The sequence below is a fragment of the Desulfoferula mesophila genome (genome assembly GCF_037076455.1).
GTDB classification, from domain to species: Bacteria; Desulfobacterota; Desulfarculia; order Desulfarculales; family Desulfarculaceae; genus Desulfoferula; species Desulfoferula mesophila.
Genome location: NZ_AP028679.1, coordinates 1,836,357 through 1,860,931, shown reverse-complemented (window position 1 = coordinate 1,860,931; position 24,575 = coordinate 1,836,357). Strand labels below are relative to the sequence as shown.

The 24,575-nt window shown below is 65.6% G+C and carries 22 protein-coding genes; 18 read left to right on the top strand and 4 right to left on the bottom strand.

Going from position 1 to position 24,575, the window contains the following annotated elements:
- The first annotated feature begins 3 nt into the window (after positions 1–3).
- The 18 genes from AACH32_RS08280 to AACH32_RS08195 all read left to right on the top strand — a co-directional run bounded on the left by AACH32_RS08280 (position 4) and on the right by AACH32_RS08195 (position 19,952).
- The gene (locus AACH32_RS08280) at positions 4–1,395 is read left to right on the top strand and encodes an FAD-binding oxidoreductase (protein ID WP_338606318.1); all 1,392 of its coding nucleotides are present in this window, start codon (positions 4–6) and stop codon (positions 1,393–1,395) included.
- Positions 1,395–2,591 carry a (Fe-S)-binding protein gene (locus AACH32_RS08275; protein ID WP_338606317.1) on the top strand — a complete coding sequence of 399 codons (1,197 nt, stop codon included), beginning with the start codon at positions 1,395–1,397 and terminating at the stop codon, positions 2,589–2,591. Before AACH32_RS08280 ends, AACH32_RS08275 begins: the two co-directional genes overlap by 1 nt.
- 19 nt (positions 2,592–2,610) lie before the next feature.
- The gene (locus AACH32_RS08270) at positions 2,611–3,744 is read left to right on the top strand and encodes a Coenzyme F420 hydrogenase/dehydrogenase, beta subunit C-terminal domain (RefSeq protein ID WP_338606316.1); all 1,134 of its coding nucleotides are present in this window, start codon (positions 2,611–2,613) and stop codon (positions 3,742–3,744) included.
- Complete coding sequence (locus AACH32_RS08265) at positions 3,744–5,660, top strand: thiamine pyrophosphate-dependent enzyme (RefSeq protein ID WP_338606315.1); 1,917 nt, start codon at positions 3,744–3,746, stop codon at positions 5,658–5,660. Before AACH32_RS08270 ends, AACH32_RS08265 begins: the two co-directional genes overlap by 1 nt.
- 3 nt (positions 5,661–5,663) lie before the next feature.
- Entirely contained in the window at positions 5,664–6,284 is a 621-nt protein-coding gene (locus AACH32_RS08260; RefSeq protein WP_338606314.1) for an indolepyruvate oxidoreductase subunit beta, read from the top strand.
- A gap of 6 nt (positions 6,285–6,290) precedes the next feature.
- Complete coding sequence (locus tag AACH32_RS08255) at positions 6,291–7,517, top strand: lactate racemase domain-containing protein (protein ID WP_338606313.1); 1,227 nt, start codon at positions 6,291–6,293, stop codon at positions 7,515–7,517.
- A 15-nt stretch (positions 7,518–7,532) separates the two neighbouring features.
- Positions 7,533–8,315 carry an enoyl-CoA hydratase/isomerase family protein gene (locus AACH32_RS08250; RefSeq protein ID WP_338606312.1) on the top strand — a complete coding sequence of 261 codons (783 nt, stop codon included), beginning with the start codon at positions 7,533–7,535 and terminating at the stop codon, positions 8,313–8,315.
- Positions 8,312–9,589, top strand: a complete 1,278-nt coding sequence (locus AACH32_RS08245; protein ID WP_338606311.1) for an MFS transporter — start codon at positions 8,312–8,314, stop codon at positions 9,587–9,589. Before AACH32_RS08250 ends, AACH32_RS08245 begins: the two co-directional genes overlap by 4 nt.
- Positions 9,590–9,642: 53 nt before the next feature.
- Complete coding sequence (locus AACH32_RS08240; RefSeq protein WP_338606310.1) at positions 9,643–11,286, top strand: dihydroxy-acid dehydratase; 1,644 nt, start codon at positions 9,643–9,645, stop codon at positions 11,284–11,286.
- Between the two features lie 304 nt (positions 11,287–11,590).
- Positions 11,591–13,507 carry a TonB-dependent receptor gene (locus AACH32_RS08235; RefSeq protein ID WP_338606309.1) on the top strand — a complete coding sequence of 639 codons (1,917 nt, stop codon included), beginning with the start codon at positions 11,591–11,593 and terminating at the stop codon, positions 13,505–13,507.
- A 70-nt stretch (positions 13,508–13,577) separates the two neighbouring features.
- Positions 13,578–14,696: a FecCD family ABC transporter permease gene (locus AACH32_RS08230; RefSeq protein ID WP_338606308.1), complete on the top strand. Its 1,119-nt coding sequence runs from the start codon at positions 13,578–13,580 to the stop codon at positions 14,694–14,696.
- Positions 14,693–15,493, top strand: coding sequence for an ABC transporter ATP-binding protein (locus tag AACH32_RS08225; protein ID WP_338606307.1), 801 nt, complete (start codon positions 14,693–14,695; stop codon positions 15,491–15,493). The genes AACH32_RS08230 and AACH32_RS08225 overlap by 4 nt, the downstream gene beginning before the upstream one ends.
- Positions 15,494–15,504: 11 nt before the next feature.
- The gene (locus AACH32_RS08220; RefSeq protein WP_338606306.1) at positions 15,505–16,614 is read left to right on the top strand and encodes an iron ABC transporter substrate-binding protein; all 1,110 of its coding nucleotides are present in this window, start codon (positions 15,505–15,507) and stop codon (positions 16,612–16,614) included.
- Positions 16,611–17,225 (top strand): class I SAM-dependent methyltransferase, encoded by a 615-nt coding sequence (locus tag AACH32_RS08215; RefSeq protein WP_338606305.1) that lies wholly within the window; start codon positions 16,611–16,613, stop codon positions 17,223–17,225. Before AACH32_RS08220 ends, AACH32_RS08215 begins: the two co-directional genes overlap by 4 nt.
- A gap of 53 nt (positions 17,226–17,278) precedes the next feature.
- Complete coding sequence (locus AACH32_RS08210; RefSeq protein ID WP_338606304.1) at positions 17,279–17,884, top strand: FmdE family protein; 606 nt, start codon at positions 17,279–17,281, stop codon at positions 17,882–17,884.
- An 84-nt stretch (positions 17,885–17,968) separates the two neighbouring features.
- The gene (locus AACH32_RS08205; RefSeq protein WP_338606303.1) at positions 17,969–18,913 is read left to right on the top strand and encodes an SAM-dependent methyltransferase; all 945 of its coding nucleotides are present in this window, start codon (positions 17,969–17,971) and stop codon (positions 18,911–18,913) included.
- Between the two features lie 95 nt (positions 18,914–19,008).
- Positions 19,009–19,275, top strand: a complete 267-nt coding sequence (locus AACH32_RS08200) for a carboxymuconolactone decarboxylase family protein (RefSeq protein WP_338606302.1) — start codon at positions 19,009–19,011, stop codon at positions 19,273–19,275.
- 20 nt (positions 19,276–19,295) lie between these two features.
- Positions 19,296–19,952 (top strand): DUF3786 domain-containing protein, encoded by a 657-nt coding sequence (locus AACH32_RS08195; RefSeq protein WP_338606301.1) that lies wholly within the window; start codon positions 19,296–19,298, stop codon positions 19,950–19,952.
- 18 nt (positions 19,953–19,970) lie between these two features.
- Here the strand turns inward: AACH32_RS08195 and AACH32_RS08190 are convergent, their stop codons facing one another.
- The 4 genes from AACH32_RS08190 to AACH32_RS08175 all read right to left on the bottom strand — a co-directional run bounded on the left by AACH32_RS08190 (position 19,971) and on the right by AACH32_RS08175 (position 24,549).
- Positions 19,971–20,306 (bottom strand): DUF4156 domain-containing protein, encoded by a 336-nt coding sequence (locus AACH32_RS08190; protein ID WP_338606300.1) that lies wholly within the window; start codon positions 20,304–20,306, stop codon positions 19,971–19,973.
- A 119-nt stretch (positions 20,307–20,425) separates the two neighbouring features.
- Complete coding sequence (locus AACH32_RS08185) at positions 20,426–21,664, bottom strand: LbtU family siderophore porin (protein ID WP_338606299.1); 1,239 nt, start codon at positions 21,662–21,664, stop codon at positions 20,426–20,428.
- A 501-nt stretch (positions 21,665–22,165) separates the two neighbouring features.
- Positions 22,166–24,304, bottom strand: a complete 2,139-nt coding sequence (gene feoB, locus AACH32_RS08180) for a ferrous iron transport protein B (RefSeq protein WP_338606298.1) — start codon at positions 24,302–24,304, stop codon at positions 22,166–22,168.
- A gap of 2 nt (positions 24,305–24,306) precedes the next feature.
- Positions 24,307–24,549 carry a FeoA family protein gene (locus AACH32_RS08175; protein WP_338606297.1) on the bottom strand — a complete coding sequence of 81 codons (243 nt, stop codon included), beginning with the start codon at positions 24,547–24,549 and terminating at the stop codon, positions 24,307–24,309.
- Between the last annotated feature and the right edge of the window lie 26 nt (positions 24,550–24,575).

The window sequence follows — 24,575 nt, the reverse complement described above, 5'->3', positions numbered from 1 at the left end:
CCCATGAAGGGCATGGCCAAAGACCTGGCCCGCATGCTGGGCCCGCGGGGCTACAGCATGGACCCCGAAGATCTGCTGGCCTACCGCCACGACGCCCTTGCTTATTACGCTCAGGGCGACCCAATGGCGGTGGCGTTGCCGGGCGACGCCGCCCAGGCCGCCGCGGTGCTGGCCTATGCTTCCCACCACGACATTCCCCTGACTCCCAGGGGCGCGGGCAGCGGCCTGAGCGGTGGCTGCACCCCGGTCAAGGGCGGCATCGTCCTGGATACCAAGCGGCTGAACGCCATCCAGGAGATCAACCGTGGCAACCTCACCGCCAAGGTGCAAGCCGGAGTGGTGCTGGCCGCCTTCCAGCGGGCGGTGGAGGCGCAGGGTTTCTTTTATCCCCCGGACCCCCAGAGCAAGAGCGTATGCACCCTGGGCGGCAACGTGGCCACCCGGGCGGGCGGGCCTCGGGCCGTCAAGTACGGCACCACCGGCAGCTACGTCCTGGGACTGGAGGCGGTGCTGCCGGACGGCGAAATCATCCACACGGGCAGTTCCTGCGTGAAGCACTCGGCCGGCTATGACCTCACCCATCTGCTCACCGGCTCCGAGGGCACCTTGGCCCTGATAACCCAGGCCACCTTGCGCCTGCTGCCCAAGCCTCCGGCCACCTGCACCGCCCTGGCGGTGTGCGCCAACATGGAGGCGGCGGCACGCATGGTATCCGAGGCCATCGCCGGCGGGGTGGTGCCTTCCATGCTGGAGCTGTTGACCACCGCCTCCTTTGCCGTTTTCAACCGCGTGGTGAAACCGCCTCTGCCCGAGGAGGGAGAGGCTTGCCTGCTCATGGAGTTCGACGGCACCGCCCAGGAGGCCCAGCGCCAGGCCCAAGACATGGCCGCGGCCTGCCAGGACCTGGGCGCCCTGGAGGTGCGGGTGGTGCCCGATCCCCAGGAGGCGGCGCTGTACTGGAAGGTGCGTTCGCAGCTCTATCCTCTCGTTGTCAGCCGTTTCAAGAGGCTGGTCACCGAAGACGTCACCGTGCCCCGTGACCGCATACCGGATTTCGTGGAGCGGGTGATGGCCATCGCCCAGGAGATGGGCCTCTCCATGGGCCTCACCGGCCACGCCGGTGACGGCAACATGCATCCCACCATCCGTATGGACGAGGTGAACGACGAGTTGCAGCAACGGGCCGACCAGGCCATGCGCCGGGTGATCCAGGCCGGGTTGGCCCTGGGCGGGGTGATCAGCGGAGAGCACGGGGTGGGCCTGCACAAGGCCGAGTTCTTGGAGCTGGAACTGGGGCGGGAGCAAGTGGAGTTGATGCGGCGGATAAAGCGGGCCTTTGACCCAACGGGCATCATGAATCCCGGCAAGATCTGGCCCTCGGAGACGGCAAGCTGATGCAGGAGTTGGAGCAATACCGGGAAATTTTGCAGCGCTGCTCCCAGTGCGGCTATTGCCAGGCTTCCTGTCCGGTGTTCAGCCAGGAGTTGCTGGAATCCTACACCGCCAGGGGGCGGACCCTGCTCATTCAAGCGACGCTTTTGGACCAGAGCTTGCCGGTGGGCAAACGCACCAAAGAGATCATGGACAATTGCCTGCTCTGCGGCACCTGCGCCCACACCTGTCCCGGTGGCCTGCCCCTGGACGACATCTTCACTGCGGCCCGCGCTTTGCTCAAACCGAGCGGCCCGGCCGCCTCGCTCAAGCGCGGCCTGCACCGCAAGCTCATGGAGCAGCGGGGACACCCCGGCGCGGTGGGCAAGCTGGGCCCCCTGGCCCGCACCCTGGGCCTGGCTCCTGGCGATTTGCCCCAACCGGCGGCGCGACCCTTTTTGGCCGACCAGCCCGGAGTGCTCCAGCCCCAGGTTCCGGTGCGGGCTCGGGTGGCCTGGTTCGTGGGCTGCGCGGCCAACAGCTTACACTTGGACACCGCCCAAGCGGTGCGCAAGGTTCTGTTGGCCAACGGAGTGGAGGTGGTGCTGCCCCAAGGCCTGGCCTGCTGCGGCCTGCCCGCCCTGGCCCAGGGGGAGCTGGACCTGGCGCGCGATATGGCCGGGCGCAACCTGCGCGCCCTGGCCGAACTGGAGGTGGACGCGGTGGTGACCGAGTGCACCTCTTGCGTGCTCATGCTGGGGCACAAGATGCCCCGCCTGTTCGCGCCGGAAAGCGCCGAGGCCCGGGCGGCCCAGACCCTGGCCCCCAAGGTGGTGGAGGCCACGGCCTTCTTGGCCGGGCTGGGCCTGATCCAAGCGCCCCGGGGCCGCGCCCCTTCCTACACCTTGCACCAGCCCTGCCACGCCGCGTCTTTCAGCGCGCAGGTACAGGAGGGCGCTGCCCTGCTGGAACAAACGCCCGGCTCCGACTACCGTCCCCTGGACCATCCGGCCTCTTGTTGCGGCGCGGGGGGTGACTTCTTTTTACGCAACCCGGACTTGTCCCAAGGCGTGCGCCGGGGCAAGCTGGAGCAGATAGCGGCCAGCGGAGCCGAGGTGGTGGTTACCCCCTGCCCCGCCTGCCGTCACTACCTGGGCCTGGCCCTGGGGCCGGGCAAGGTGAAGCACCCCCTGGCCGTTTTGGCCGAGGCTTACGAATAGCTGATTCCAAGCGAGGTCTATGGCGATGATCAACCGAGGACCGCGAGAATTACTGACCCAGGTGCAACAAGCGGGGCTGTGCATAGGCTGCGGCTCCTGCGTGGAGCTGTGTCCCTACTTCCGCCACCAAGGCGGCAAGACGGTGATGCTGCACGACTGCGACCTGCCCGAGGGCCGTTGCCACGCCTGGTGCCCCAAGACCGAGTTGGATTTGGAGGCCATGGCCCAGAGCCTGTGGGAGGCCCCCTATACCGCCCAGGGCCTGGGGCCTTACCTGTCCGTGGTGGCGGCCCAGGCCGGTAGCCGTCTGAGCGGCGAAGGCTTTCAGGCGGGCGGGGTGGTGTCCGCTCTGGTCTGCGCGGCCCTGGAGCAAGGCCTGGTGCAGGGCGCGGTGCTCACCGGCGGCCAAGGCCTGGACCCCGCGCCCACCCTGGCCCGCACCCCCGAGGAGGTCACGGCCTGCGCGGGCAGCAAGTTCACCGCCGCGCCCACCCTGGCCGCCCTGAACCGGGCCCAGGAGCAGGGGCCGGGCCCCCTGGCCGTGGTGGCCACTCCCTGCCAGACCGCCGCCCTGGCCCAGCGCCGGGCCAAGCCCTGGCCCGGCCGGGGCAACGCCGGAGCGCCGGAATTGGTACTGGGCCTGTTCTGCAACTGGTCCCTGGACCCGCAAGGCCTGGCCAGCTTCCTGGCCCAGAGGGTGGACCTGGAGCACATCCGCTCCATGGACATACCCCCGCCGCCCGCCGGGGTGCTGCAAGTGCGCACCGACGGCGAGACCCTGGAAATACCGCTGGACGACATACGCGGACTCATCCCCCCGGCCTGCGCCATCTGCCCGGACATGACCTCGGAGTGGGCCGACCTGTCCGCGGGCATGTACGAGGGGCGCCCCGGCTGGAACACCCTGGTGGTGCGCAACGAAAAGGCGCGGGCCCTGGTGGAGGGGGCGGTGGAAGAGGGTTGGCTGAAGCTGGATAAATTCCCGGCGGCCAACCTGGAGCACCTGACGGGAGCGGCCCAGGGCAAGCGTCTGCGCGGTCTGCGCGCCGCCCGGGAGCAAGGCCTGTTGGGCCTCTCCGGCGAGGAAGGCGAGGCGGCTCTCAGAGTTGGGCCGCAGCTATGGCAAGCGGTAACTGACGGGGAGGTGGCCTGATGGCTGAACAACGCCGAACCATGATGGGCAACCAGGCCATCACCCAGGGGGCCCTGGAGGCCGGGGTGCGGGTGGCCGCCGGCTATCCCGGCACCCCCTCATCGGAGATCATCCAGAACCTGGCCGACGCGGCGGCGGAACACGACCTGTACGTGGAGTGGTCGATCAACGAGAAAGTCTCCCTGGAGGTGGCCGCCGCCGCCTCCCTGGCCGGGCTGCGCTCGCTGTGCGCCATGAAACAAAACGGGGTCAACGTGGCCTCGGACTTCCTGTTGCACCTGGCCGGGTCCGGGGTGCGGGCGGGCATGGTGCTGGTGCACTGCGACGACCCCGGCGCCCTTTCCAGCGTGAACGAGGGCGAGTCGCGCCATTTCGCCCGCATGCTGGAGCTGCCCCAGCTGGAGCCCGGTGATTTCCAGGAAGCCAAGGACATGACCAAGTGGGCCTTCGAACTTTCCGAGGCCATCGGCAACCTGGTGATGCTGCGTAGCGTGACCCGGCTCTCCCACGCCAGCGGCGGGGTGGTGCCCGGAACGATACCCGCGCCCCAGGGCAGGGCCCGCTTCGACCACCACGGCACCCTGCTGGACCAAGGACACGGCCCGGTATCCTCCTCTCCGGTGGGCCTAAAGCACCGCCGGCAACAGGAGAAGCTCAAGAAGGCGGTGGAGCTTTTCGAGACATCGCCTTTCAACACCTACGCCGGGCCGGAAGCGCCGGAACTGCTGGTCATCACCTCCAGCATCTGCAACCTCTACGTCAAGGAGGCCCTGGCCCTGCTGGGGCTCGCGGAGCGGGTGGGGGTGCTCAAGCTGGGCACCACCTGGCCTCTGCCGCCCAAGCTTCTGCAACGCAATTTAGAGCGCTGCGAGCGCGTCCTCATCGTGGAGGAGGTGATCCCCTTCCTGGAAGAGAACGTCAAGATCGCGGCGGCGGAGATGGCCGGGGAGATAGGGGCCAAGCGTTTCCACGGCAAGCGCGACGGCACCATCCCCGCCAGCGGCGAGCTCAACCCGGACATCGTCATTAAGGCCCTGGCCGGCCTCCTGGAGGTTCCCTACCAGGCCCGCCCGGCCGCCTATGACCGCCTGGCCGGTGAGTTGGCTCCCCAGGCCACCCAGGAGCGTGAGCTGGCTTTTTGCCCCGGCTGCCCCCACCGCGCCTCCTTCTGGTCCCTCAAGGAGGCCCTGGCCCTGGACGCCCGCGACGGCTTCATCTGCGGAGACATCGGCTGCTACTCCCTGGCCATGCGCCCCACCGGCTACGGCATGCTCAAGACCCTGCACGCCATGGGCTCCGGCGCGGGCATGGCCAGCGGCTTCGGCCAGTTGGGCCGCTTCGGCATGGACCAACCGGTGATGGCGGTGTCGGGCGACTCCACCTTCTACCACGCGGTGATCCCGGCCTTGATCAACGCGGTGCACCAGAAATCGCCCATGAGCCTGGTGGTGCTGGACAACAGCGGCACGGCCATGACCGGTTTCCAGCCCCACCCCGGCACCCAGGCCAACGCCATGGGCCAGCCGGTGCCGCCGGTGGACATAGAGGCGGTGTGCCGCTCCCTGGGGGCCGAGGTCACGGTGTGCGACCCCTTTGACCTGGAGGCCACCCGCCGGGCGGCGGTGGAGCTGTTGGCCGACCAGTCCACGGCCAAGGTGCTCATCCTGCGCCAGCTCTGCGCCCTCAGCCCCCAGCGCAAGGGCTACAAGCCCTACGACGTGTGGGTGGATCAGGATAAATGTCTGGGCGACCAATGCGGCTGCAACCGCCTGTGCACCAGGGTCTTCGGCTGCCCCGGCCTGGCCTGGGAAAAAGAGAGCGGCAAGGCGCGCATCGACGAGGTGATCTGCGCCGGATGCGGGGTCTGCGCCTCGATCTGCCCCCAAGGGGCCATCCTCAAGAGCGAAAGGGCCTGAGCCATGGCGGAAGCAAAACTGCGGCAGGACCCCTACAACCTCATCATCACCGGGGTGGGCGGCCAGGGCAACGTGCTGGCCTCGCGCATGCTGGGCAACGTGCTCACCAGCCAGGGGCTGTGGGTTACCATCGGAGAGACCTTCGGGGCCTCCCAGCGGGGCGGCTCGGTGATGAGCCACCTGCGGGTGTCGGCCCAGGGCTCCTGGTCGCCCCAGATACCGGCGGGCCGGGCCCATATGGTGTTGGCCCTGGAGCCTTTGGAGGCGCTGCGGGTCTTGGTTACCTACGGCAATCCCGAGACCAAGGCCATTGTCAACAACCGGCCCATCCTGCCCATGGCGGCCATCGCGGGCAAGAGCCAGTACCCCGAAGGCCAGCAGCTGCGAGACATGCTGGCCCAGCTCACCGCCCAGAGCTGGAGCATTCCGGCCACCGACCGGGCCATGGAGCTGGGGGCCAGCATCTACGCTAACATCATCATGATCGGGGCCCTGTCCGCCACCGGCGACCTGCCGGTTTCGCGCCAAGGCTTCCAGGACGAGTTGGAGCGGGCTTTGGGCCCGGCCAAGGTGGCCACCAACCTGGAGGCCTTTGACCTGGGCCTGGCCATGGTGCGGGGATAGCCGGACATGCGTATCTCCCTGCCCCGCCGCCTGTGGTACGAAAACGACTCCCTGGAGATCGCCCTGCCCGATGATTGGCGGGTGGAGGTATGCTCCATGGCCGGAGCCCAGCGCCCGGCCCTGAGCCAGGCCGAGATCGAGGCGGCCCTAGCCGCTCCGCTGGGCTCGCCTAGCCTGCGGGAGCTGGCCCAGGGCAAGCGCTCGGCGGTGATCGTCTTCGACGACATGACCCGCCCCACCCGCGTCGCCCAGTTCGCCCCTTTCCTGCTGGCGGAAATGGCCGCCGCTGGTGTGCCCGAAGAGGCGGTGACTTTCCTGTGCGCCCTGGGCACCCACGGCGCCCTGAGCATGCACGAGCTGCGCAAAAAGCTGGGCCGCGAGGTGGTGGAGCGCTTCCGGGTGTTCAACCACAACTGCTACGAAAACTGCGAGCCGGTAGGAACCACCAGCCTGGGCACCCAGGTGCGCCTCAACCGTGAGCTGCTGGCCGCCGAGCTCAAGGTGGCCGTCAGCTGCGTCACCGCCCATCCCTATGCCGGATTTTCCGGGGGCGGCAAGATACTCATGCCCGGCCTGGCCCACATCGACACCATTGCCGACCACCACACCCGGGTCATGGCCCTGAAGCCCGAGCGGGTGGGTTTGGGCAAGTTCGCGGGCAACCTGGTGCGCCAGGACATCGACGAGGCCGCCGAGCTGGCGGGCCTCAGTTTCTCGGTGAACGTGCTGGTGAACCAAAGGGGCGAGGCCGCCGCGGTGGTCGCCGGGGAGCTCGGCCGCTCCCACGCCCGGGCGGTGGAACTGGCCGGGGAATGGTACGCCACCGCCCCCCGCCCCAGGAACGTGGATGTGGTCATTTCCAACGCCTTTGTCAAGGCCAACGAAATGCCCATCGCCGTGGCCCTGGCCCGGGGCTGCCTCAAGCCCCAGGGCGGCACGGTCGTGGTCATCGCCGACTCGCCCGAGGGCCAGGTGGTGCACTACCTGCTGGGCCGCTTCGGACGGGCCCACGGGGGGCGCATGCACCCGGTGCGTCAACTGCCGGACAACCTGCGACTCATCATCCTGGCCCCCTCCTTTGATCGCGGCTTTGGCGACTGGTTCGCCAACCCAGAGGTCATCACCTTCAGCAAGACCTGGGAACAAACCCTGGAGCTGCTGCGCGAAAACCACGGCCCCGGCACCCGGGCGGCGGTGCTGCCCAACGCCACCATGCAATACTTTGCCGATTAATAACGGGAGCGCGTCATGTCCCCAGCATTGGTGCAATACGAAATAAACGACTTCATAGCCCAGGTGACCCTGAACAATCCTCCCATGAACCCCCTGACCGCCGAGGCCAAGCAGGACCTGGGCCGGGTGTTTAAGGAACTGGACGAAAAGAGCGACCAGGTGCGGGCGGTGGTGCTGGCCGGTGGGGGCGAAAAGGCCTTTGCCGCCGGGGCGGACATCAAGGCCTTTTTGGAGCTGACCCCGGAGACCGCCCTGCCCCGCCTGGAGAGAAGCCATGAGATTTTTTCGCTGGTGGAGAACTATCGCTGGCCGGTGATCGCGGCCATCCGGGGCTTCTGCCTGGGGGGCGGTTTGGAACTGGCCCTTTGCTGCGATATACGCTACGCTGCCGAGGACGCGGTGCTGGGTTTCCCCGAGGTGAACCTGTCCATCTTCCCGGGCAACGGGGGCATGGCCAGGGGTCTGCACTTCCTGGGTCTGGGCCGCTTCAAGGAGTTGGTCTACACCGGCCGGCGCATCAGCGCGGCCGAGGCCTATGAATACGGCCTGGTGGAAAAGGTGGTGCCGACCGAGGCGCTCATGGAAGAGGCCCTGGGCCTGGCCAAGAGCATAGCCAAGCGGGGGCCCCTGGGCGTGGCCGGGGCCAAGAAGGTGATCAACCAGACCCGCGACCTGGCCGTGAGCGAGGCCCTGGCCGTGGAATCGCGTAATTGGTCGCAGCTGGCCGCCACCGAGGACATGAAGGAGGGAGCCAGGGCTTTCGTGGAAAAGCGCAAGCCCGTCTATCGCTGTAGATGAAGCAAAGCGGCCCGCCAGTCAGCGCCGCCGCGCCTGTGGCGGGCGTTTACTACGGCTGGTACGTGGTGGGGGTGGCCTTTTTGGCCAACTTCGCCTCGGCCGGCAGCCAGTTCTACGCCTTCAACGCCTTCATGCTGCCCCTGTGCGAGTTGCGCGGCTGGACCAGGGCGGACATCAACATGGCCCCCATCATCGGCTTCGCCTGCGGCCTGTTGGGGCAATACTCCTACGGCAGCATCATCTCCATCACCGGGCCACGCCGCCTCATGGCCCTGGGCGCCCTGGTCTCGGCCGCCGCCTTCATCACCCTGGGCCAAACCCAGGAGCTTTGGCTTTTTTACCTGGCCTATATCCTGCTCATCATGGGCAACGCGGCCATGTCTTCCCTGGTGGCCAACACCGCTGTTTCCAACTGGTTCGTGCGCCTGCGAGGCCGGGCCATGGGCATGGCCACCAGCGGCCTGACCATGGCCGGGGTGATCCTGCCCTTCGCGGCCTATCATCTCCTGCACAGCGTGGGCCTCAGCTGGGCCTTTGCCGTTATCGGAATGGGCATAGCCTGCCTGGCCCCCTTGGTCTGGCTGGTGATGCGTGATTCCCCCGAGTCCTGCGGCCTGCTGCCCGACGGCCAGAGGCCCTTGCCCCAGGAAAATGGCTGCCCCAAGATCATGCCCCAGTCCCAGGTGCCGCCGGCCCAGTTGCTCCGAATCGCCTCCTTCTGGAAGGTGGGCCTGGCCTACGGCCTGGCCAGCGCCGGGGTCTTCGCGGTGGTGTTCCAATTGGGCCCGCGCTTCCAAGACCTGGGCATGGACGGCGACACGGCCATGCTTCTGGTGGCCCTGGCCTCGTTGGCCGGCACCTGCGGCAAGTTCACCTGGGGCACCCTGTGCGACCGCATCCCGCCCAACCGCCTGACCGCTTTCATGTTCTGCACGGTGGGCCTGGGCCAGATATTTGGGCTGGTGGCCCAGGGGCCGGTCACGGTGGGTTTTTTCATCGTGATCTTCGGTTTCGGCATGGGGGGCATCATGTCCACCTTCCCCATCATCAGCGCCTGGTGCTTCGGGCGAGCCGCCTTCGCTTCGGTGTACCGCCTGTTGGGCATGTTTCTGGGCCTGCAGGCGGTGGGCTACCTGCTGATGGGCGGTTCCTTCAAGTTCACCGGCTCCTACGACGCCGCCTACCTGGTATTCATCTTCGTGGACCTGGCCGCCGCCGCCGTAATTGTCACCGTGAAGCCCTCGGCCTGGTCTCTGGACGGCGCGGGCAACTAGACCCGCGCCCCGTCGCAAACGACGCCGCGCCCAGCTATTCCGGAGGTCCCGCCATGAAAAAACCGCGTAGCCAAGTAATCTTCGACCGCAGCGACCGGGCCATCAGCGCCATCCGTTTGGGCATCTTGGCGGGCACCGGGGTGGAGGTGGAGGAGGCGGCCCAAAAGCCCCTGATCGCCATCGCCAACTCCCACACCGAGTTCAACCCCGGCCACATGCATCTGCGCGGGCTGGCCCAGCGGGTGCGCGAAGGGGTGCTGGCTGCCGGGGGCCTGGCTTTCGAGTTCAACGTGCCCGCCCCCTGCGACGGCCTGGCCGAGGGGCACCACGGCATGCGCTACGTGCTGCCCCAACGGGAGCTGATCGCCGACGCGGTGGAAACCTACGTGCGCAGCATGCGCTTCGACGGGTTGGTGCTGGTGGCCTCCTGCGACAAGATCATCCCCGGCATGCTCATGGCCGCCGCCCGCCTGGACCTGCCCACCGTGCTGCTGCCCGGCGGGCCCAGCGAAAAGGCCATCCGCCAGCGGCGCAACCAGGTGGAAAGCGTGCGCCTGTCCGACTACCAGGACCCCGAGGACCGCCTGGCTTGCGTGACCAGCGGCTCCTGCGGGGCCTGCGAGGTCATGGGCACGGCCAACACCTTCCAGTGCCTGGGCGAGGCCCTGGGCCTGGCCCTGCCCGGCTCGGCCACGGTGCCGGCCTACGCCGCCGACAAGCTGCGCCTGGCCCGCGCCTGCGGCCGCCGGGTGGTGGGGCTGGTGGAGGAGGGCCTGGGGGCCCGCCGTTACCTCACCGCCGAGGCCCTGGAAAACGCCCTGCTGCTGTGCCAGGCCCTGGGCGGCTCCACCAACGCGGCCCTGCACCTGCCCGCCCTGGCCCACGAGTTGGGCCTGGAGATGCCCCTGGAGCGCTTCAACCAGGCCAGCCTCCGGGTGCCCACCCTGTGCGCCATCAGTCCCAACGGTCCCCACGGGGTTCTGGACCTGCACCGGGCGGGCGGGGTGCCGGCGGTGATGCGGCGCATCGCCGATCAACTTAACCTGGAGGCGCTCACGGTGGCGGGCCCCACCTGGGCGGAAGTGACCGCCGAAGCCCAGGTGCGCGACCCTGCCGTGATCCCGCCCCTGGAGCGTCCCCACTTTGCCCAGGGCGGCACCGTGGCCCTGTTCGGCAACCTGGCCCCGGAAGGCGCGGTGATCAAGCAATCGGCGGCTAACCCGGAGCTGCATCATTTCAGCGGGCCGGCCCGGGTGTTCGAGTCGGAGGAGGATTGCCTGGCCGGCCTGCGCCAAGGGGTCATCGTAGAGGGCGAGGTGGTGGTGATCCGTAACGAGGGGCCCAAGGGCGGCCCCGGCATGCCCGAAACCCTGGCGGTTACCGTGGGGCTGAACCAGTCGGGTCTCCAGCGGGTGGCCCTGGTCACCGACGGGCGCTTCAGCGGGGCCAGCCAGGGGCCTTGCGTGGGCCACGTTTCCCCCGAGGCGGCAATGGGCGGGCCCATCGCCGCGCTGCGCGACGGAGACCGTATAACCATCGACATCGCCGAACGCCGCCTGGAGGTGCAACTCAGCCCCGAGGAAATGGGCCGTCGCCTGGCCGCCTGGAAGCCGAGGAGCCAAGAGATTCCGCCGGGATACATGCGGCGTTACGTCAAGCTGGTGTCCTCGGCGGCCCAGGGTGCGGTGCTGGACTAACGCCACCGCGTTCCCCTGCCCCTCCGGCGGGGTAAACTGGGCTATTATGCCTAGTGATATAGTAAGGTTGGCATTGAGCAAGATCGGTCATGCTCACCTTGACACTTACCCAGGCCAGTGTTACTCATTATTATTAGTAGACGCTTGAAGGCGTCGGTTACTCGATAAAACAAGGGTCGAAGCAGTCATTGCCAGAAGGCATGGAGGGCATTTGCTCTCCGGGGTGCCTTTTGGCTTTTTTTATACCAGGCGATAAAGGGCTGACCATGAAGACAGCACGCTGGTTTTTCATGGAGGAGAGAGAATGGTTAGCCGTATCGCGAGGTTGTGCGCGATGACCGCGCTGGGGATAAGCCTGTGTCTGCCGGCGGCAATCGCCGAAGCCGAGGATAGCAGCGAAGCAAAGGCGCAAAAGACATCGGACGTGGTGGTGGTGTCCTCGCCGGTAATCGAAGGCGACCAGGTCAACCGCCTGGGCAGCCAAGTGACTGTGGTGAGCGAGCAACAAATTGACGACATGAACGCGGGCGACCTGCCCTCGGCTTTGCGCCGCACCCCGGGCGTGGTGATCAGCCGCCACAACCCGGTGGGCTCTTTCGGCGGCGGCGCGGGCGGAGCCATCTTTATCCGGGGCATGGGCACCGGGCGTCCGGGGCAGGACATCGTCACCATGATCGACGGCATCCCCATGGTGGTGGGGGTGTGGAACCACTCGGTGATGGACATGCTGAGCATCGACAACGTGCACGCCATCGAGGTGTACAAGGGAGCCCAGCCGGTGCTTTTTGGCAACAACGCCTTTGCGGCGGTGAACATCTTGCCCAAATACATGCGCGACGAAGGCTTTTACACCCACGGCAAGCTGGCGGGCGGCTCCTTTGACACGCTGACGGAGGTGGCCGAAACCGGCGGCAAGATCGGCGGCTTTGACTACTACCTGGTGCAGAGCTACCGCTACAGCGACGGCCAGCGGGAAAACGCGGGAGGCTCGCTGCAAAACTACTACGGCAACGTGGGCTATAGTTTCGACTCCCACCTGCGCCTGAGCCTGTTGCTCAACTACACCCAAAACTGGTCCGAAGACCCCGGCCCCATCGATCATCCCGAACTGAGCGACGGTAACTTCAACACCAGGGACGCTATCAGCATCCTCAAGCTGGAGAACAAGTACGACTGGGGCTACGGCTTTGTGAAGGCCTATTGGGACGACGGACACCTGGATTGGCAGGAACAGAGCGACGGCAGCGACACCCGCACCGACTACGGCAACTACGGAGTGCGCATCAGCCAGACTCTGACCATGTGGGAAGGCGGCGCCCTTACCTTGGGCTTCGACCAGGACTACGTGTCCGGCAAGGTGCTGGTCATCAGCGCCACGGGGGCTCAAAACGGCGGCCAAAAGGAGACCTTCAGCCTGTCGCAGCCCTACATGGCCCTGAGCCAGGAGTTCAAGCTGGGGGACTTCACCATCATTCCCTCGGCGGGCGCCCGCTACTTTGGCCACAGCGAATTCGAGTCCGAGCTGGGTTACCAGTTCGGGGCCATCGTGCGCTACCAGGACACGGAGGTGCACGCCAACTACGCCCACACCTACAACTACCCCGGGGTGTACGTGGTGCAGCAGTCCAAGCTCTTTTGGCACAACGAATTGTGGGAAAACCTGACGCCCGAGGAACTCAACCACTTTGAAGTGGGGGTCAGCCAAAAGTTCGCCTCGTGGATAAAAGCCGACCTCACCTTCTTCCACGACAAGGGCAACGACCGCCTGGTGCTGGTGTACGGCCCGCCCCACTGGGAAAACCTCGGCGAGTTCGACAACCGCGGCTTGGAGGGCACCATTACCCTTTACCCGGTGGATGAGTTGGCCCTGTTCGTGGGCGCCACCTACCTGGACCGCAGCCCCGAGGACACCCCCTACGCCCCGGAGTGGAGCGGCTCGGCCGGAGTCAACTGGCGCTTCTGGCCCGGCTGGTTGGCCAGCGTGGACGGCCTGTACGTGGATGACTACTACGTTAGCGACACTCGTTACCAAGGCGCGCGCAACACGGTGGACGGTTACCTGTTGTTCAACGCCAAGGTGAGCTACAGCTTCCCCATCGACCAGGTGGACATGAAGGTTTTCGTCGCGGGCGAAAACCTCACCAACCAGGACTACGAATACAAGCCGGGCTATCCCATGCCCGGCATCAGCGGCATGCTGGGCCTGGAGATCACTTTTTAAACCAAGCGGCGGAGCCGTTGGTCGGCGGCCCCGCCCTGTTGACCGCTGGATGGAGACGGACCATCAATTTATGAAACACCATCACGCCCCATTGCCCGCCGCCCTGCCCGGCGACCTGGAGGCCGAGCTGATCTCCCGCTACGGGGCGGGTCTACGCAGGCACTACCTGATCCTGGCCGCCCTTGTGGCGCTGACCATCCTGCTGGCCTTGCAGGCGGTGGCCGTGGGGGCCTACGACCTATCGGCCTACAAGGTGCTGCTGATCCTGCTGGGCCAAGGCGATGGAGCCCAGTCGGTGGTGGTGTTCAACATCCGTCTGCCGCGCATCGTGGCCGCCATCGTCACCGGCTGGGGCCTGGGCCTCTCGGGCCTGGTCACCCAGAGCCTGTTGCGCAACCCCCTGGCCTCGCCCTTCACCCTGGGCATGAGCCACGGCGCGGCCTTTGGCGCGGCTTTCGCCATCGTGTTCCTGGGGGCCGGGGCGGTGAGCACCAGCGCCCTGTACAGCGCCGGTTCCGGCGACTTCATGTTTTCCAGCCTCTACGCGGTAACCCTGCTGGCCTTTGCCGGGGCCATGGCCGCCACCGCGGTGATTTTGCTTTTGGCCCGCCTGCGCCACATGAGCGCCTCGGCGGTCATCCTGGCCGGGGTAGCCATGTCCTCGTTGTTCATGTCCGGCACCATCCTTATCCAATACTTCGCCACCGAGGTGGAGATCGCCACCGTGGTCTTTTGGACCTTCGGCGACGTGGCCCGTTCCAACTGGCGCGAGATTACATTGCTTTTTGTGGCTACGTTGGGGGTCAGCCTGTACTTCCTGCGCCGCCGTTGGGATCTCAACGCTTTGCTGGCCGGCGAGGAAACCGCCCAGGCCCTGGGGGTGCACGTCACCCGCCTGCGTCTGCTGGGCATGTTCCTGGCCTCCTTGCTGGTGGCCCTGGCCACCGCCTTCCACGGCATTATCGCCTTCCTGGGCCTGCTGGCCCCTCACATCAGCCGCCGCCTGGTGGGCGGCGACCACCGCTTTCTGGTGCCCTGTTCGGGCCTGGTGGGCTCGGTGCTGCTGTTGGCCGCCGACACGGTGGGCCGCATGTTGCTGGGTTCGGGCAGCATGCCGGTGGGGGTGCTCACCTCCTTCATGGGCGCGCCCCTGTTCCTCTACCTGCTGCTCAAGGGGAGACGGCTATGACCCTGGAAGCCCGAGACCTATTCTTCACCTATAACGGCCGGCCGGTGCTGGACGGGCTCAGCCTGTCCCTGGAGCACGGCGAGATCACCGGCATCCTGGGGGTGAACGGAGCGGGCAAGTCCACCCTGCTCAGATGCCTCAACCGCATCCTGCGCCCCCAAAAGGGCGTGGTCATGGTGGAGGACCACGACCTGAGCAAGCTGGGCGGCGAGCAGATCGCCCGGCTCATCGGCTACGTGGCCCAGAGCCAGGAGCGCGAGCCCCTGAGCGTGTTCGACGCGGTGCTTCTGGGACGCAAGCCCCACATCAAGTGGCAAGCCACTTCGCATGATTTGGAGGTGGTCACCAGGGTGCTCGGGCACATGGGCCTGGAGCCCCTGGCCCTGCGCCCGGTATCGAGCCTGAGCGGCGGGGAGGCCCAAAAGGTGGTCATCGCCCGGGCCCTGGCCCAGGAGCCCCACCTGCTGCTGTTGGACGAACCCACCAGCAACCTGGACCTGCGTAACCAGTTGGAGGTGATGGAGTTGCTCATGCGGGCGGTGCGTAGCCAGGGGCTGGGCGCGGCGGTGTGTCTGCACGACATCAACCTGGCCCTGCGCTACCTGGACCGCATGGTGCTCATGAAGCAGGGAAAGGTGCACTCCGTGATAACCCCCGAAGAATTGACCGCCGAAATAATTCGGCAAGTTTACGGCGTGGAGGCGTTGCTGGCCGAAGTGGAGGGCTACCGGGTGGTGGTGCCCCGCGCGGCGACTCCCCGCAAGCAAGCCAGCCCCGCAACCCAGGCTTCCTCCTAGGAGAAGACAAGATGTATCCGGCAACCAGCAAACGTCTGTTTATCTGCATTCTAGCGGGTCTCATGCTCCTCACCCTTCCCTCTCTGGCAAGGGCGGCGGACACCCTCCAGATAACCGATATGACCGGCCGCAAAGTAAGCGTGCCGCTGAATCCCTCGCGCATCGTGTGCCTGGGGCCGGGCTGCCTGCGTCTGATCGTATATCTGAAAGCCCAGGACAAGGTGGTGGGCATCGAGGCCTTTGAAAAGCGCTTCCCCGGAGGGCGGCCCTACTACTACGCCACGCCCGCACTGGGCAAGCTGCCGGCCATCACCCCCGGCGGCGTCCCGGCCATCAACAACCTGCCCGACTTGGAAGGGGTGCTCAAGGTGCGGCCCCAGGTGGTGTTCGCCACCTACCTGCAAAAGGCCAAGGCCGACCAGTTGCAATCGCTGCTCAACATCCCGGTGGTGGTGCTCTCCTATGGCCCCTTCGCCTCCTTTGACAAGGTGGTTCTAGACTCCATCCTCCTGGCTGGGCGCATCTTGGGCAAGGACCAGCGGGCCCAAGAGGTGGTCAAGCGCCTGGAAGGCTGGCAAGCAGACCTGGGACGGCGGGGCCAAGAAGCCAAACGGCATGCCGGCGCCTATGTGGGCGGCATCGGCTTCAAGGGGACCCACGGCCTGGAAAGCACCGACCCCAACTATCTTCCCTTGCGCTGGGTGGGAGCCAAGAACCTGGCCGCCACCCAAGGCAAGACCGGCCACCTCATGCTGGACAAGGAACAGCTTCTGGGCCTGAACCCGGAGTATGTCTTCGTGGACGGCGGAGGGCTGGCCCTGGTGGCGGCGGATTACGACAAGAAGCCCGAGTTTTACAAGAACCTGCGCGCCTTTCAGGAGGGCAAGGTGTACCTGCTGCATCCCTTCAACTGGTACACCACCAACCTGGGCACTGCCTTGGCCGACTCCTACGCCATCGGCAAGATTCTCGAGCCCGAGGCCTTCCAAGACGTAAATCCTGCGGCCAAGGCCGACGAGATTTACGTGTTCCTGGTAGGCAAGCCGGTTTACGCCACCATGGCCAAGCGCTACGGTCCATTGGGCAGCACGCCGTCTTTTTTGAAGAAAGCGGCCAAATGAACCGAGACAAGGCCAAATTTTTCGACGCCCAGGCGGGAGCCGATTGGGCGGCCGATGAATACGGCGAAGTGGAGCGTCCCAAGCTGGAGCGCCTGCTCAAACAAAGCGAGCTGGGGCCTGGGCAGAGGGTGCTGGAGCCGGGCTGCGGCACGGGGCGGCTCAGCCAGGTGCTGGCCCAGGTGGTGGGCCCCGCCGGGCACCTGGTGGCCATGGATATAAGCGCGGCCATGGTGGCAGCCTGCCACCGGCGAGTGGCCGGCCTGTCCTGGGTGCGGGTGGAGCGCATGGCGCTGGAGGAATTCCAGGCCCCGGCCAACAGCTTCGACCGGGTGGTGTGCCACCAGGTCTTCCCCCATTTCGATGATCAGCCTGCGGCCCTGGCCCACTTGGTAAGGCTTTTAAAGCCGGGAGGGGTGCTCACGGTGGTGCATTTCATGCCCAGCGCGGTGATCAACGACACCCACCGCAAGGCGGGCACGGTGGTGGAAAAGGACATGCTGCCCCCTCCCCGGGAAATGCGGCGTATGATAGAAAAGGCGGGGCTGGATACGGAAGTCCTGGTGGACGATGGTTTGGGCTATCTGCTCAAGGCGCGTCTGTCCTTGGCCTGAACGATTTTACGGAACAACTTTTCCCTACGGGATTTTCACAGGAGGCTGTGACCATGGCTGGATGCCAACTGACCCCTGAGCAAATTGAAAAAGCGGTGGACTTCCACGGCCACTGGTGCCCCGGTCTGGCCATCGGCCTGAGGGCCGGCGAGTACGTGCTCAACCACATGGGCAAGTCCGATGACGAGGAGATCGTGGCCATTGTGGAGACCGACATGTGCGCGGTGGACGGCATCCAGTCGCTGACCAACTGCACTTTCGGCAAGGGCAACCTGCTCTACCGGGACCACGGCAAGCTGGCCTTTACCTTCTACCGCCGCAGCGACGGCAAAGGGGTGCGCCTGGTGATGGACGCAGGCCGCTTGGGCAGCCCGAATTCCGAATTCACCGAGCTCAACCGCAAATGGCTCAAGGGTGATATTGAACCGGAACAGAAAGAACGCCTGATGCAGATGCGCCAGGAGCGCACCGATGACATCATGAACTCGGAGATCACCGAGGTCTTCGAGATAAAGGAGCCCGACGAGCCCATGCCCCGTTCGGCCCGCATCCTCACCAGCCTGGTGTGCGAACAGTGCGGCGAATCGGTGATGGAGTCGCGCACGCGCCGCCTGGAAGGGCACACGCTGTGCATCCCCTGCTTCGCCAAGCAGGGATAGACGGCCCGACGATACCCCTCTCCCTATCGCCTGCCTCCAAAGTTGCAAGGCCCCGCCCAACCGGGCGGGGCGAGGAGATTCATCTTGTCAACTCTCCTTGGAAACCGGCGGAGGCCCAAAGGCGAGGCAGACGCGCCGGCTGGCTCGCCCAACTTCAACCACGGCTTTTTCTATTTGATCGGCTGCGGCCCCGGCGGGCCCCAGACCGCCACCCTCCAGGCCCTGGAGACCATCCAGCGCATGGACGCGATCCTGGCCCCGGCTCGCCAGGCTCGGATGTTCGCGGAGTTCATCGGCGACATCCCCATAGCGTTCGACCCCTGGGCGGGATTTTGGGATTACCAAGGCCGCCAGGTGAATAGCCTGAGCCCCGAGGAGGCGGCGCTGTTTCGCCAGGAACGGGATCGGCTGGTAGAAAAACGCTTGGGACAGATACGGGACTTGCTGGAGCGGGGCATGGACGTGGGCTTGCTGGAGTTCGGCAATCCCTGCCTTTTCGGGCCGGGGCAAAGCTATGCCGAGTTGCTCAAGCCCCAGGAAGTGATCGTGATACCGGGCATGGGGGCCGACGCCGCAGCCATGGCCGCATTGCAGGCCAGCATCCTGCCAGCCCACGATGCCCGCTTTTTGCTGCAAGCCGCGCCTTTCGTGCTCACCGGCCAAGGGCTCAAGCCCGACATGTCCCTGGACGAGCCCAGCCCCGAGGCCCAGGAGTTGTTGACCCTGCTGGGCAAGCAGGAGCACAGCGCCATTTTCTACATGGCCCTGACCGACGCCCCCCGCCTGTTCGAGATATTGCGGGGCCACCTGCCCGGAGACCTGCCTTGCGCGGTGGTTTTCTGGGCCGGCGATTTGGAGCGGCAGCGGGTGCTGCGGGGCACCCTGGACAGCATGCCCGGCCAGTTGGCCGATGATCCCGAGCGCTTCATGGGCCTGCTGCTCGTCGGCCGTTTTCTGGAGGGCAAACCTTTCAGCGCGGCCCATCAGCGTTCCCCGGCCATGTCCCAGTCGGCGGGGGAGCAAAATTGACTCCTAGGGCCGCGCATGGCCCGGTCGGGTGATTCGCGTCCGGGCGGTTCGTGCTTGACTTAGGGTGTTGATCAAAACCCCAGTGGAGTGATGCGATGATCTCCCCCGAACAAAACGAGGCTTTCGAGAAATTCTTGGCCACGGTCAAGGACAACGGCGTGTTGGACGAGGAGACCACCACCTTGGCCTTCCTGTGCGCCTCCCTGGCCATCCGCTGCCGCCACTGCGCCGAGCGCTTTATCAAACAAGCCAAAGACCAGGGTATTAGCGAGGAAAAGATGGGCGCGGTGGCGGCCGTGGCCATGTGCGTGCGCGCGGGCAGCGCCCGGTCGCTGGCCCTCGAGCTGGTCGAAGAACAGTAGCAGGTATGGGTAGAAGCGCCATGAGCAACGAGCAACCGCAACCCCGGGCCGTTTTCGGCGAGATATTGGTTGATTACCTGGCCCAATTGGGCGAGGCCTGGGAGGGCATCGACTTCGCCGTCCTGGGGGTGGAACTGGATGGCGAGACTGCGGTAATTCCCTTTTTCGGCCAGCCCCACCGGGTGAGCCTGTCCGAGGGCTTCGCCGATCCCCAGGGCGACAAGCCCTCCCACGCCGCCAGCGTGGTGCTGGCCAAGTATCTACTGCAAAACGCCGGAGGCCCCGGCGCGGGCCAAGAGTGGGTGGCCTACAAGCAGTTCCCCGACGCCGCGCCTTTTGTGGAGGGATATGCCAATACGGTGGAGCGTCTGATTTCCCGGGAGTTCGCGGGCCATGGCGACAAGCTGGCCACACAATGCGCCAGTTGGGGCGGTCGGGATTTTGATGCCGGGGTGTCCTACGACTTGGTGCTGCGCCTGCCTGCCCTGCCCCGGGTGCCCCTGTTACTGCTTTACAACGACGAGGAAGAGCCTTTCCCGGCCCAGTGCTCGGTGTTGTTCCAGCAGGATGCCTCGCGCTACCTGGACATGGAGTGCATGGCCATTCTGGGCATGGTCCTGGCCCACCGGCTGGTGGCCGGGCTCAAAGGAAGCGCGGAGCAAAACCTGCTGGGCTGATTCTCAGCGGGCCGCTCACTAGGGACACTGGTAGGCCTTACCCGTGGCGACGGCCCTGCGGTTGCCTTTATAGCTTTGCACCACCACGTCCGTGGCCCCCATGGCCCCGGCCCGCTGGCGCAGGTCGTCGCGGGCGCTCAGGCGGGCCAGGGAGGCGGTGCCGGACCGGGTGGATTTGGCGTAGCCGGTCACATCACCCACAAAGCGGCAGCCTTGCACCTCGCCGGCCTCGGCCAGCCGGGCCGGGGCGGGCACCTCGGTGCTGACTAGCTTTTGCGCGGCACCCTGGGAGCAGCCGCCCACAATCGCCAGGCAGGCGGCCAAACCCCAAATCGTGAGAGCCTTGTGTTGCATTGATCAGTCCTTTGGGCAGTGGCGTTTTTTTTGGCCTCGCTTCGCATGCAATCTCCCACAAATCTAAAGAGTATGCAATGCCCGGAGCCATTGAGCGGGCTCCGGGCATCGCTCTCCACCTAGAAGGCGATCGCCAATTTGGTGGTAACCAAGTCCTGTTGGTCGTCGTTGACAAAATCACCCCGCAGGTACTCCAGGCTCAGAGTGGTGTCCGGCAACAAGTCCCAAGACACTCCCAAGCCGTATTGCTGCTCAGGCTCCCAGTCGCCCAAATCTCCGCTGCCCGCGTAACGCACCGCGAAGGTCCAATCCTCGATGGGTAAAAAGGCCAGCTCCAGGTTGTAGGCGTAGGGCTGGGCCGCGCTGTCGGTAAAGGCAAGCTCCCCGGCCTCGAACTCGGACAGGGCGGTGATGTACTCCGCGTTGAACACCAGCCACTTGTACTGGGCGTTGAGCATGAAGGACAGGCCGCCCACCAGGTCTTGCACCCGCTCATCCACCACCTCGTCGCCAAGGTTGCCGCCGGCGATGTTGTTGGTGTAGGCCATCCCGAAGTTCAAGTCGACTTGTTCGCCCAGGGCTCCCTCGGGCGCGTCGAACTGGGCCCTAACGTAAAAGGTGTTCAGGTTGCTGTCAGGCTCGTCGCCGGTGGTGTGCACCGCGGAGTTGTACACCCCGAGGCCCACGTTGAACCAATTCTGGGCCCAGCCGACCTCGGCCGCCGCGGCCTGGGTCTCGAACACGTTTTGGGTAATGGGGTCGGAGACCATATACGTCTCGAACAGGCCGATGGCCGGATACATGAGGCCGCCGAGGAAATAGAAGGGCACGTCGTCGGTCTGGCCGATGAGAATGAAGGCCTCGTCCACGTTGATGGGGTCGGTGCCACCCTGCTCATAGAGCAGGTGCAATAGGCCCCTGGTGTACTTGTTGATGGCGGCTTCGAAGAAGATCTCTGCGGTGGCCAGGCTAAAATCGCTGTCGCTGAAGCTCGGGCCCTGGCTGGGCTTGGTTTTCATATACGAGCCTTCCAGCTCCACGGCGCCGTAGATCTTGAGCCGCTTGCCCGCTTCGCTCAACAGGCCGCTGGGCTGCTCGTCCTTGGCCTTGGCCACTTCCTGGGACATCTTCATGGAGCGTCCCGAGGTGGTGTAGGCCTCGGCCGCCGCCTTTTGGGCGTCCTGGGCGGTTTTATGGGCCGCGGCCAGCTTGCCCTCCAGCTCGTTAACCCGCTGCTGCAGGGCTTTGAGTTGCTGCAAAATGGCCTCTTGGGTCGGGTCGGCGGCGTGGGCCGCAAAGGGCGCCGCCAATAACAGGCCCATGGCCAGAAGCAAAATCTTGGTTGATAAACCCTTCACCTTTCCCGGTCTCCTTTCAATTCGCTCAAAGGGCAGGCTTGTTTCGTTTAATCCTTGGATTCGCGCCGGCAATCGCAGCAGGTGCAATTGCCCCCGCAGGTGCACGCACCGTTCTCTTGGGGGCGCTCAACAGGCTTCAAAGGCTGGGTTTTGGGTTTTTCAGGCACAAGCTTCTCCTGTCCGAAAGCTGGGTTCGGCTAAAAATTCCTCGATTGTTAAGCTGGTTGTCAGATTGCCCGTGGCGAGAGGCAGCCGGGCGCTTCGCAGTTGGCCTCCCTAAGGCCCTAGAGCCGAGAGCATGGCTAGCAATCCTTTTTCTGGGAGCCGCAACCAGGGCAACCATAAAGTGGAAAATCCTGGGAAGCGTGCCGTGCGCCACTGCAGAACGCCCCGCAACCGCACCCCGCCCCTTGGTTACGCACCGTGCGCCGCCAGCGACGCACCAGGAAAAATGCGGCTCCCGACACGGCCAGGATCACCAGCAGCAAATCGAACATAGCGCTACCCCAATCCCAAGAGCTTGCCGCCCTGGTAGACCAGCAGAGCGATCACATAAGCCGCGCCGGTGCTGTAGGCCATGGCGAACAGGGCCCACTTCCAACCGCCGGTTTCGTTGCGGATTACCGCCACGGTGACAAAGCAGGGCGCGTAGATCATGACGAAGAGCATGAGGGCAAAGGCCTTGAGGGGATTCCATCCCGGTTCCTTGGCCAGCCGCTCACTTAGACCGCCGGTGTCTTCGGGGTCCAACTCGCCCAGGCTGTAGGCGGTGCCCAGGGTGGAGACCACCACCTCCTTGGCCGCGAAGCCTCCCACCAGGGCCACGTTGGTGCGCCAGTCGAAACCCAGGGGGGCGGTGACATAGTTCAGGGCTCGCCCCAGGCGGCCGGCCACGGAATAGGCCAATTCATCCTGCCCCTGCTGGTACTCGATCTCCTGGCGGGCTTCTTCGGTCACGGCCGCCTCGGCCTTGGCCTCCCAGGCCGCGGCCCGCTCCTCGGGCAGCGCGGGGAAGCTCATCAGGGCCCACATCAGGATGCTGATGCCCAGGATCACGGTGCCCGCCTTTTTGATGTACTGCCAGGTGCGCTCCCAGGTGTGAATGAGCAGGCCGCGCAGGGTGGGCAGGCGGTAAGGCGGCAGTTCCATGACAAAGGGCGCGGTGTCGCCCTTGAGCACCGTCCAGCGCAGAACGCGGGCGGCGACGAGAGCCAGGCCCCATGAAACCAGCGTGAGGGCGAAGAGCATCTGGGCCTGCTGGGCGGCGAAAAAGGCCCCGATCAGCAGGGCGTACACCGGCAGCTTGGCGCCGCAGTTCATCATGGGCACGGTGAGAATGGTGGCCAAACGGGCCTTGGGATCCTTAAGGGTGCGGGCGGCCATCACCCCGGGCACCGCGCACCCGCCGCTGATGCCGCCGCTGACGATCATGGCCATGACGCTGTTGCCGTGCAGGCCGAAGAGCCGCAGCACCCGGTCCAGCAGATAGGCCACCCGAGCCAGGTAGCCGGTGTCCTCCAAAACGGCGATGACGAAGAACATGAACATGATCAGGGGCACGAAACCCAGCACGCCGCCCACGCCATCGATGATCCCGCTGATGATCAAGGATTTGACGAAGCCATCGGGTAGAGACGCCTCGGCCATACCGCCCAGCCAGCCGAACAGGCCTTCCAACCAGCCCACGGGCGCCTCGCTGGCCCAGAAGACGAACTGGTAGATGCCGTAAAGTATGGCCAGCAGGATCAGGGGCCCCACCAGCCGGTTGGTGAGCACCTTGTCGATTCGGTCGCTAAGCTCCAGGCGATGGGCCCTGGTCTCCTGCACCGCCTGGCGGTAGATGCCGCCGATGAAGCCGTAGCGGTAGTCGGCGATCACCCCTTCCGGGTCGTCGTCCATGGTGAGCCGCAGATGCTCGGCAAGCTTATGGCGCATAGGGTCCAGCTGCCCGTCCAGCTGGAGTTCCCGGGAGATTTGTTTCTGGACCTCAGCGTCGTTTTCCAGAAGCTTGATCGAGACCCAGCGGGGGCTTAGGGGGGACAAGGCCGGGCCGACGCCGCCCAACTTGGCGGTAAGCTCCCCCAGGGCCTGGTCCACGTCCGACCCATAGGAAAGCTCCAGGGGACGCCAGGTTTTTTGGCGGCGGGCTTTTTCCACCGCCTCGTCCAAGAGGCGCTCTACACCCTTGCCCCGGCGGGCCACGGTGGGCACCACCGGCACGCCCAAAAGGCGGCCAAGCTTGTCGGGGTCGATTTTCAGGCCCCGGCCATCAGCCACATCCACCATGTTCAAGGCAATCACCAGCGGCACGCCCAACTCCAGCAACTGCACCGCCAGGTAGAGGTTGCGCTCCAGGTTGGCCGCGTCCACCACGTCCACCACCACGTCGGGCTTTTCCTGGACCAGGTAATCCCTGGCCACCAGCTCCTCCAGGGAGTAGGCGGTGAGGCTGTAGACGCCGGGCAGGTCGACTATTTCCACCTCTTGGCCCCCCAGGGAAACGTGACCCCATTTTTTCTCCACCGTCACTCCGGGATAGTTGCCCACGTGTTGCCGGGCACCGGTGAGCGCGTTGAACAGGGAGGTCTTGCCCGCGTTGGGGTTGCCGGCCAGGGCGACGGTTATCTTTTCCGAAGCCATGCCTAGCCTTCCACCGCCTGGACCAAAATGTGGTCCGCTTCGTTGTTGCGCAGGGTCAGGTTGTAGCCCTTTAGCTTGATCTCCACCGGGTCCTTGAGCGGCGCCCGGCCCATGACCATGAACTCGGTTCCCGGCACAATGCCCATGTCCCGGATGCGCCGGCCCATCTCGCCGCCCACGGATATCCTCTTGACCACCGCGCGCCCACCTTTGGGCAGCATGCGTAGGGTTTCAAAATTTTCCACTGCTCGTCTCTCCCGCTTGGCTCGGT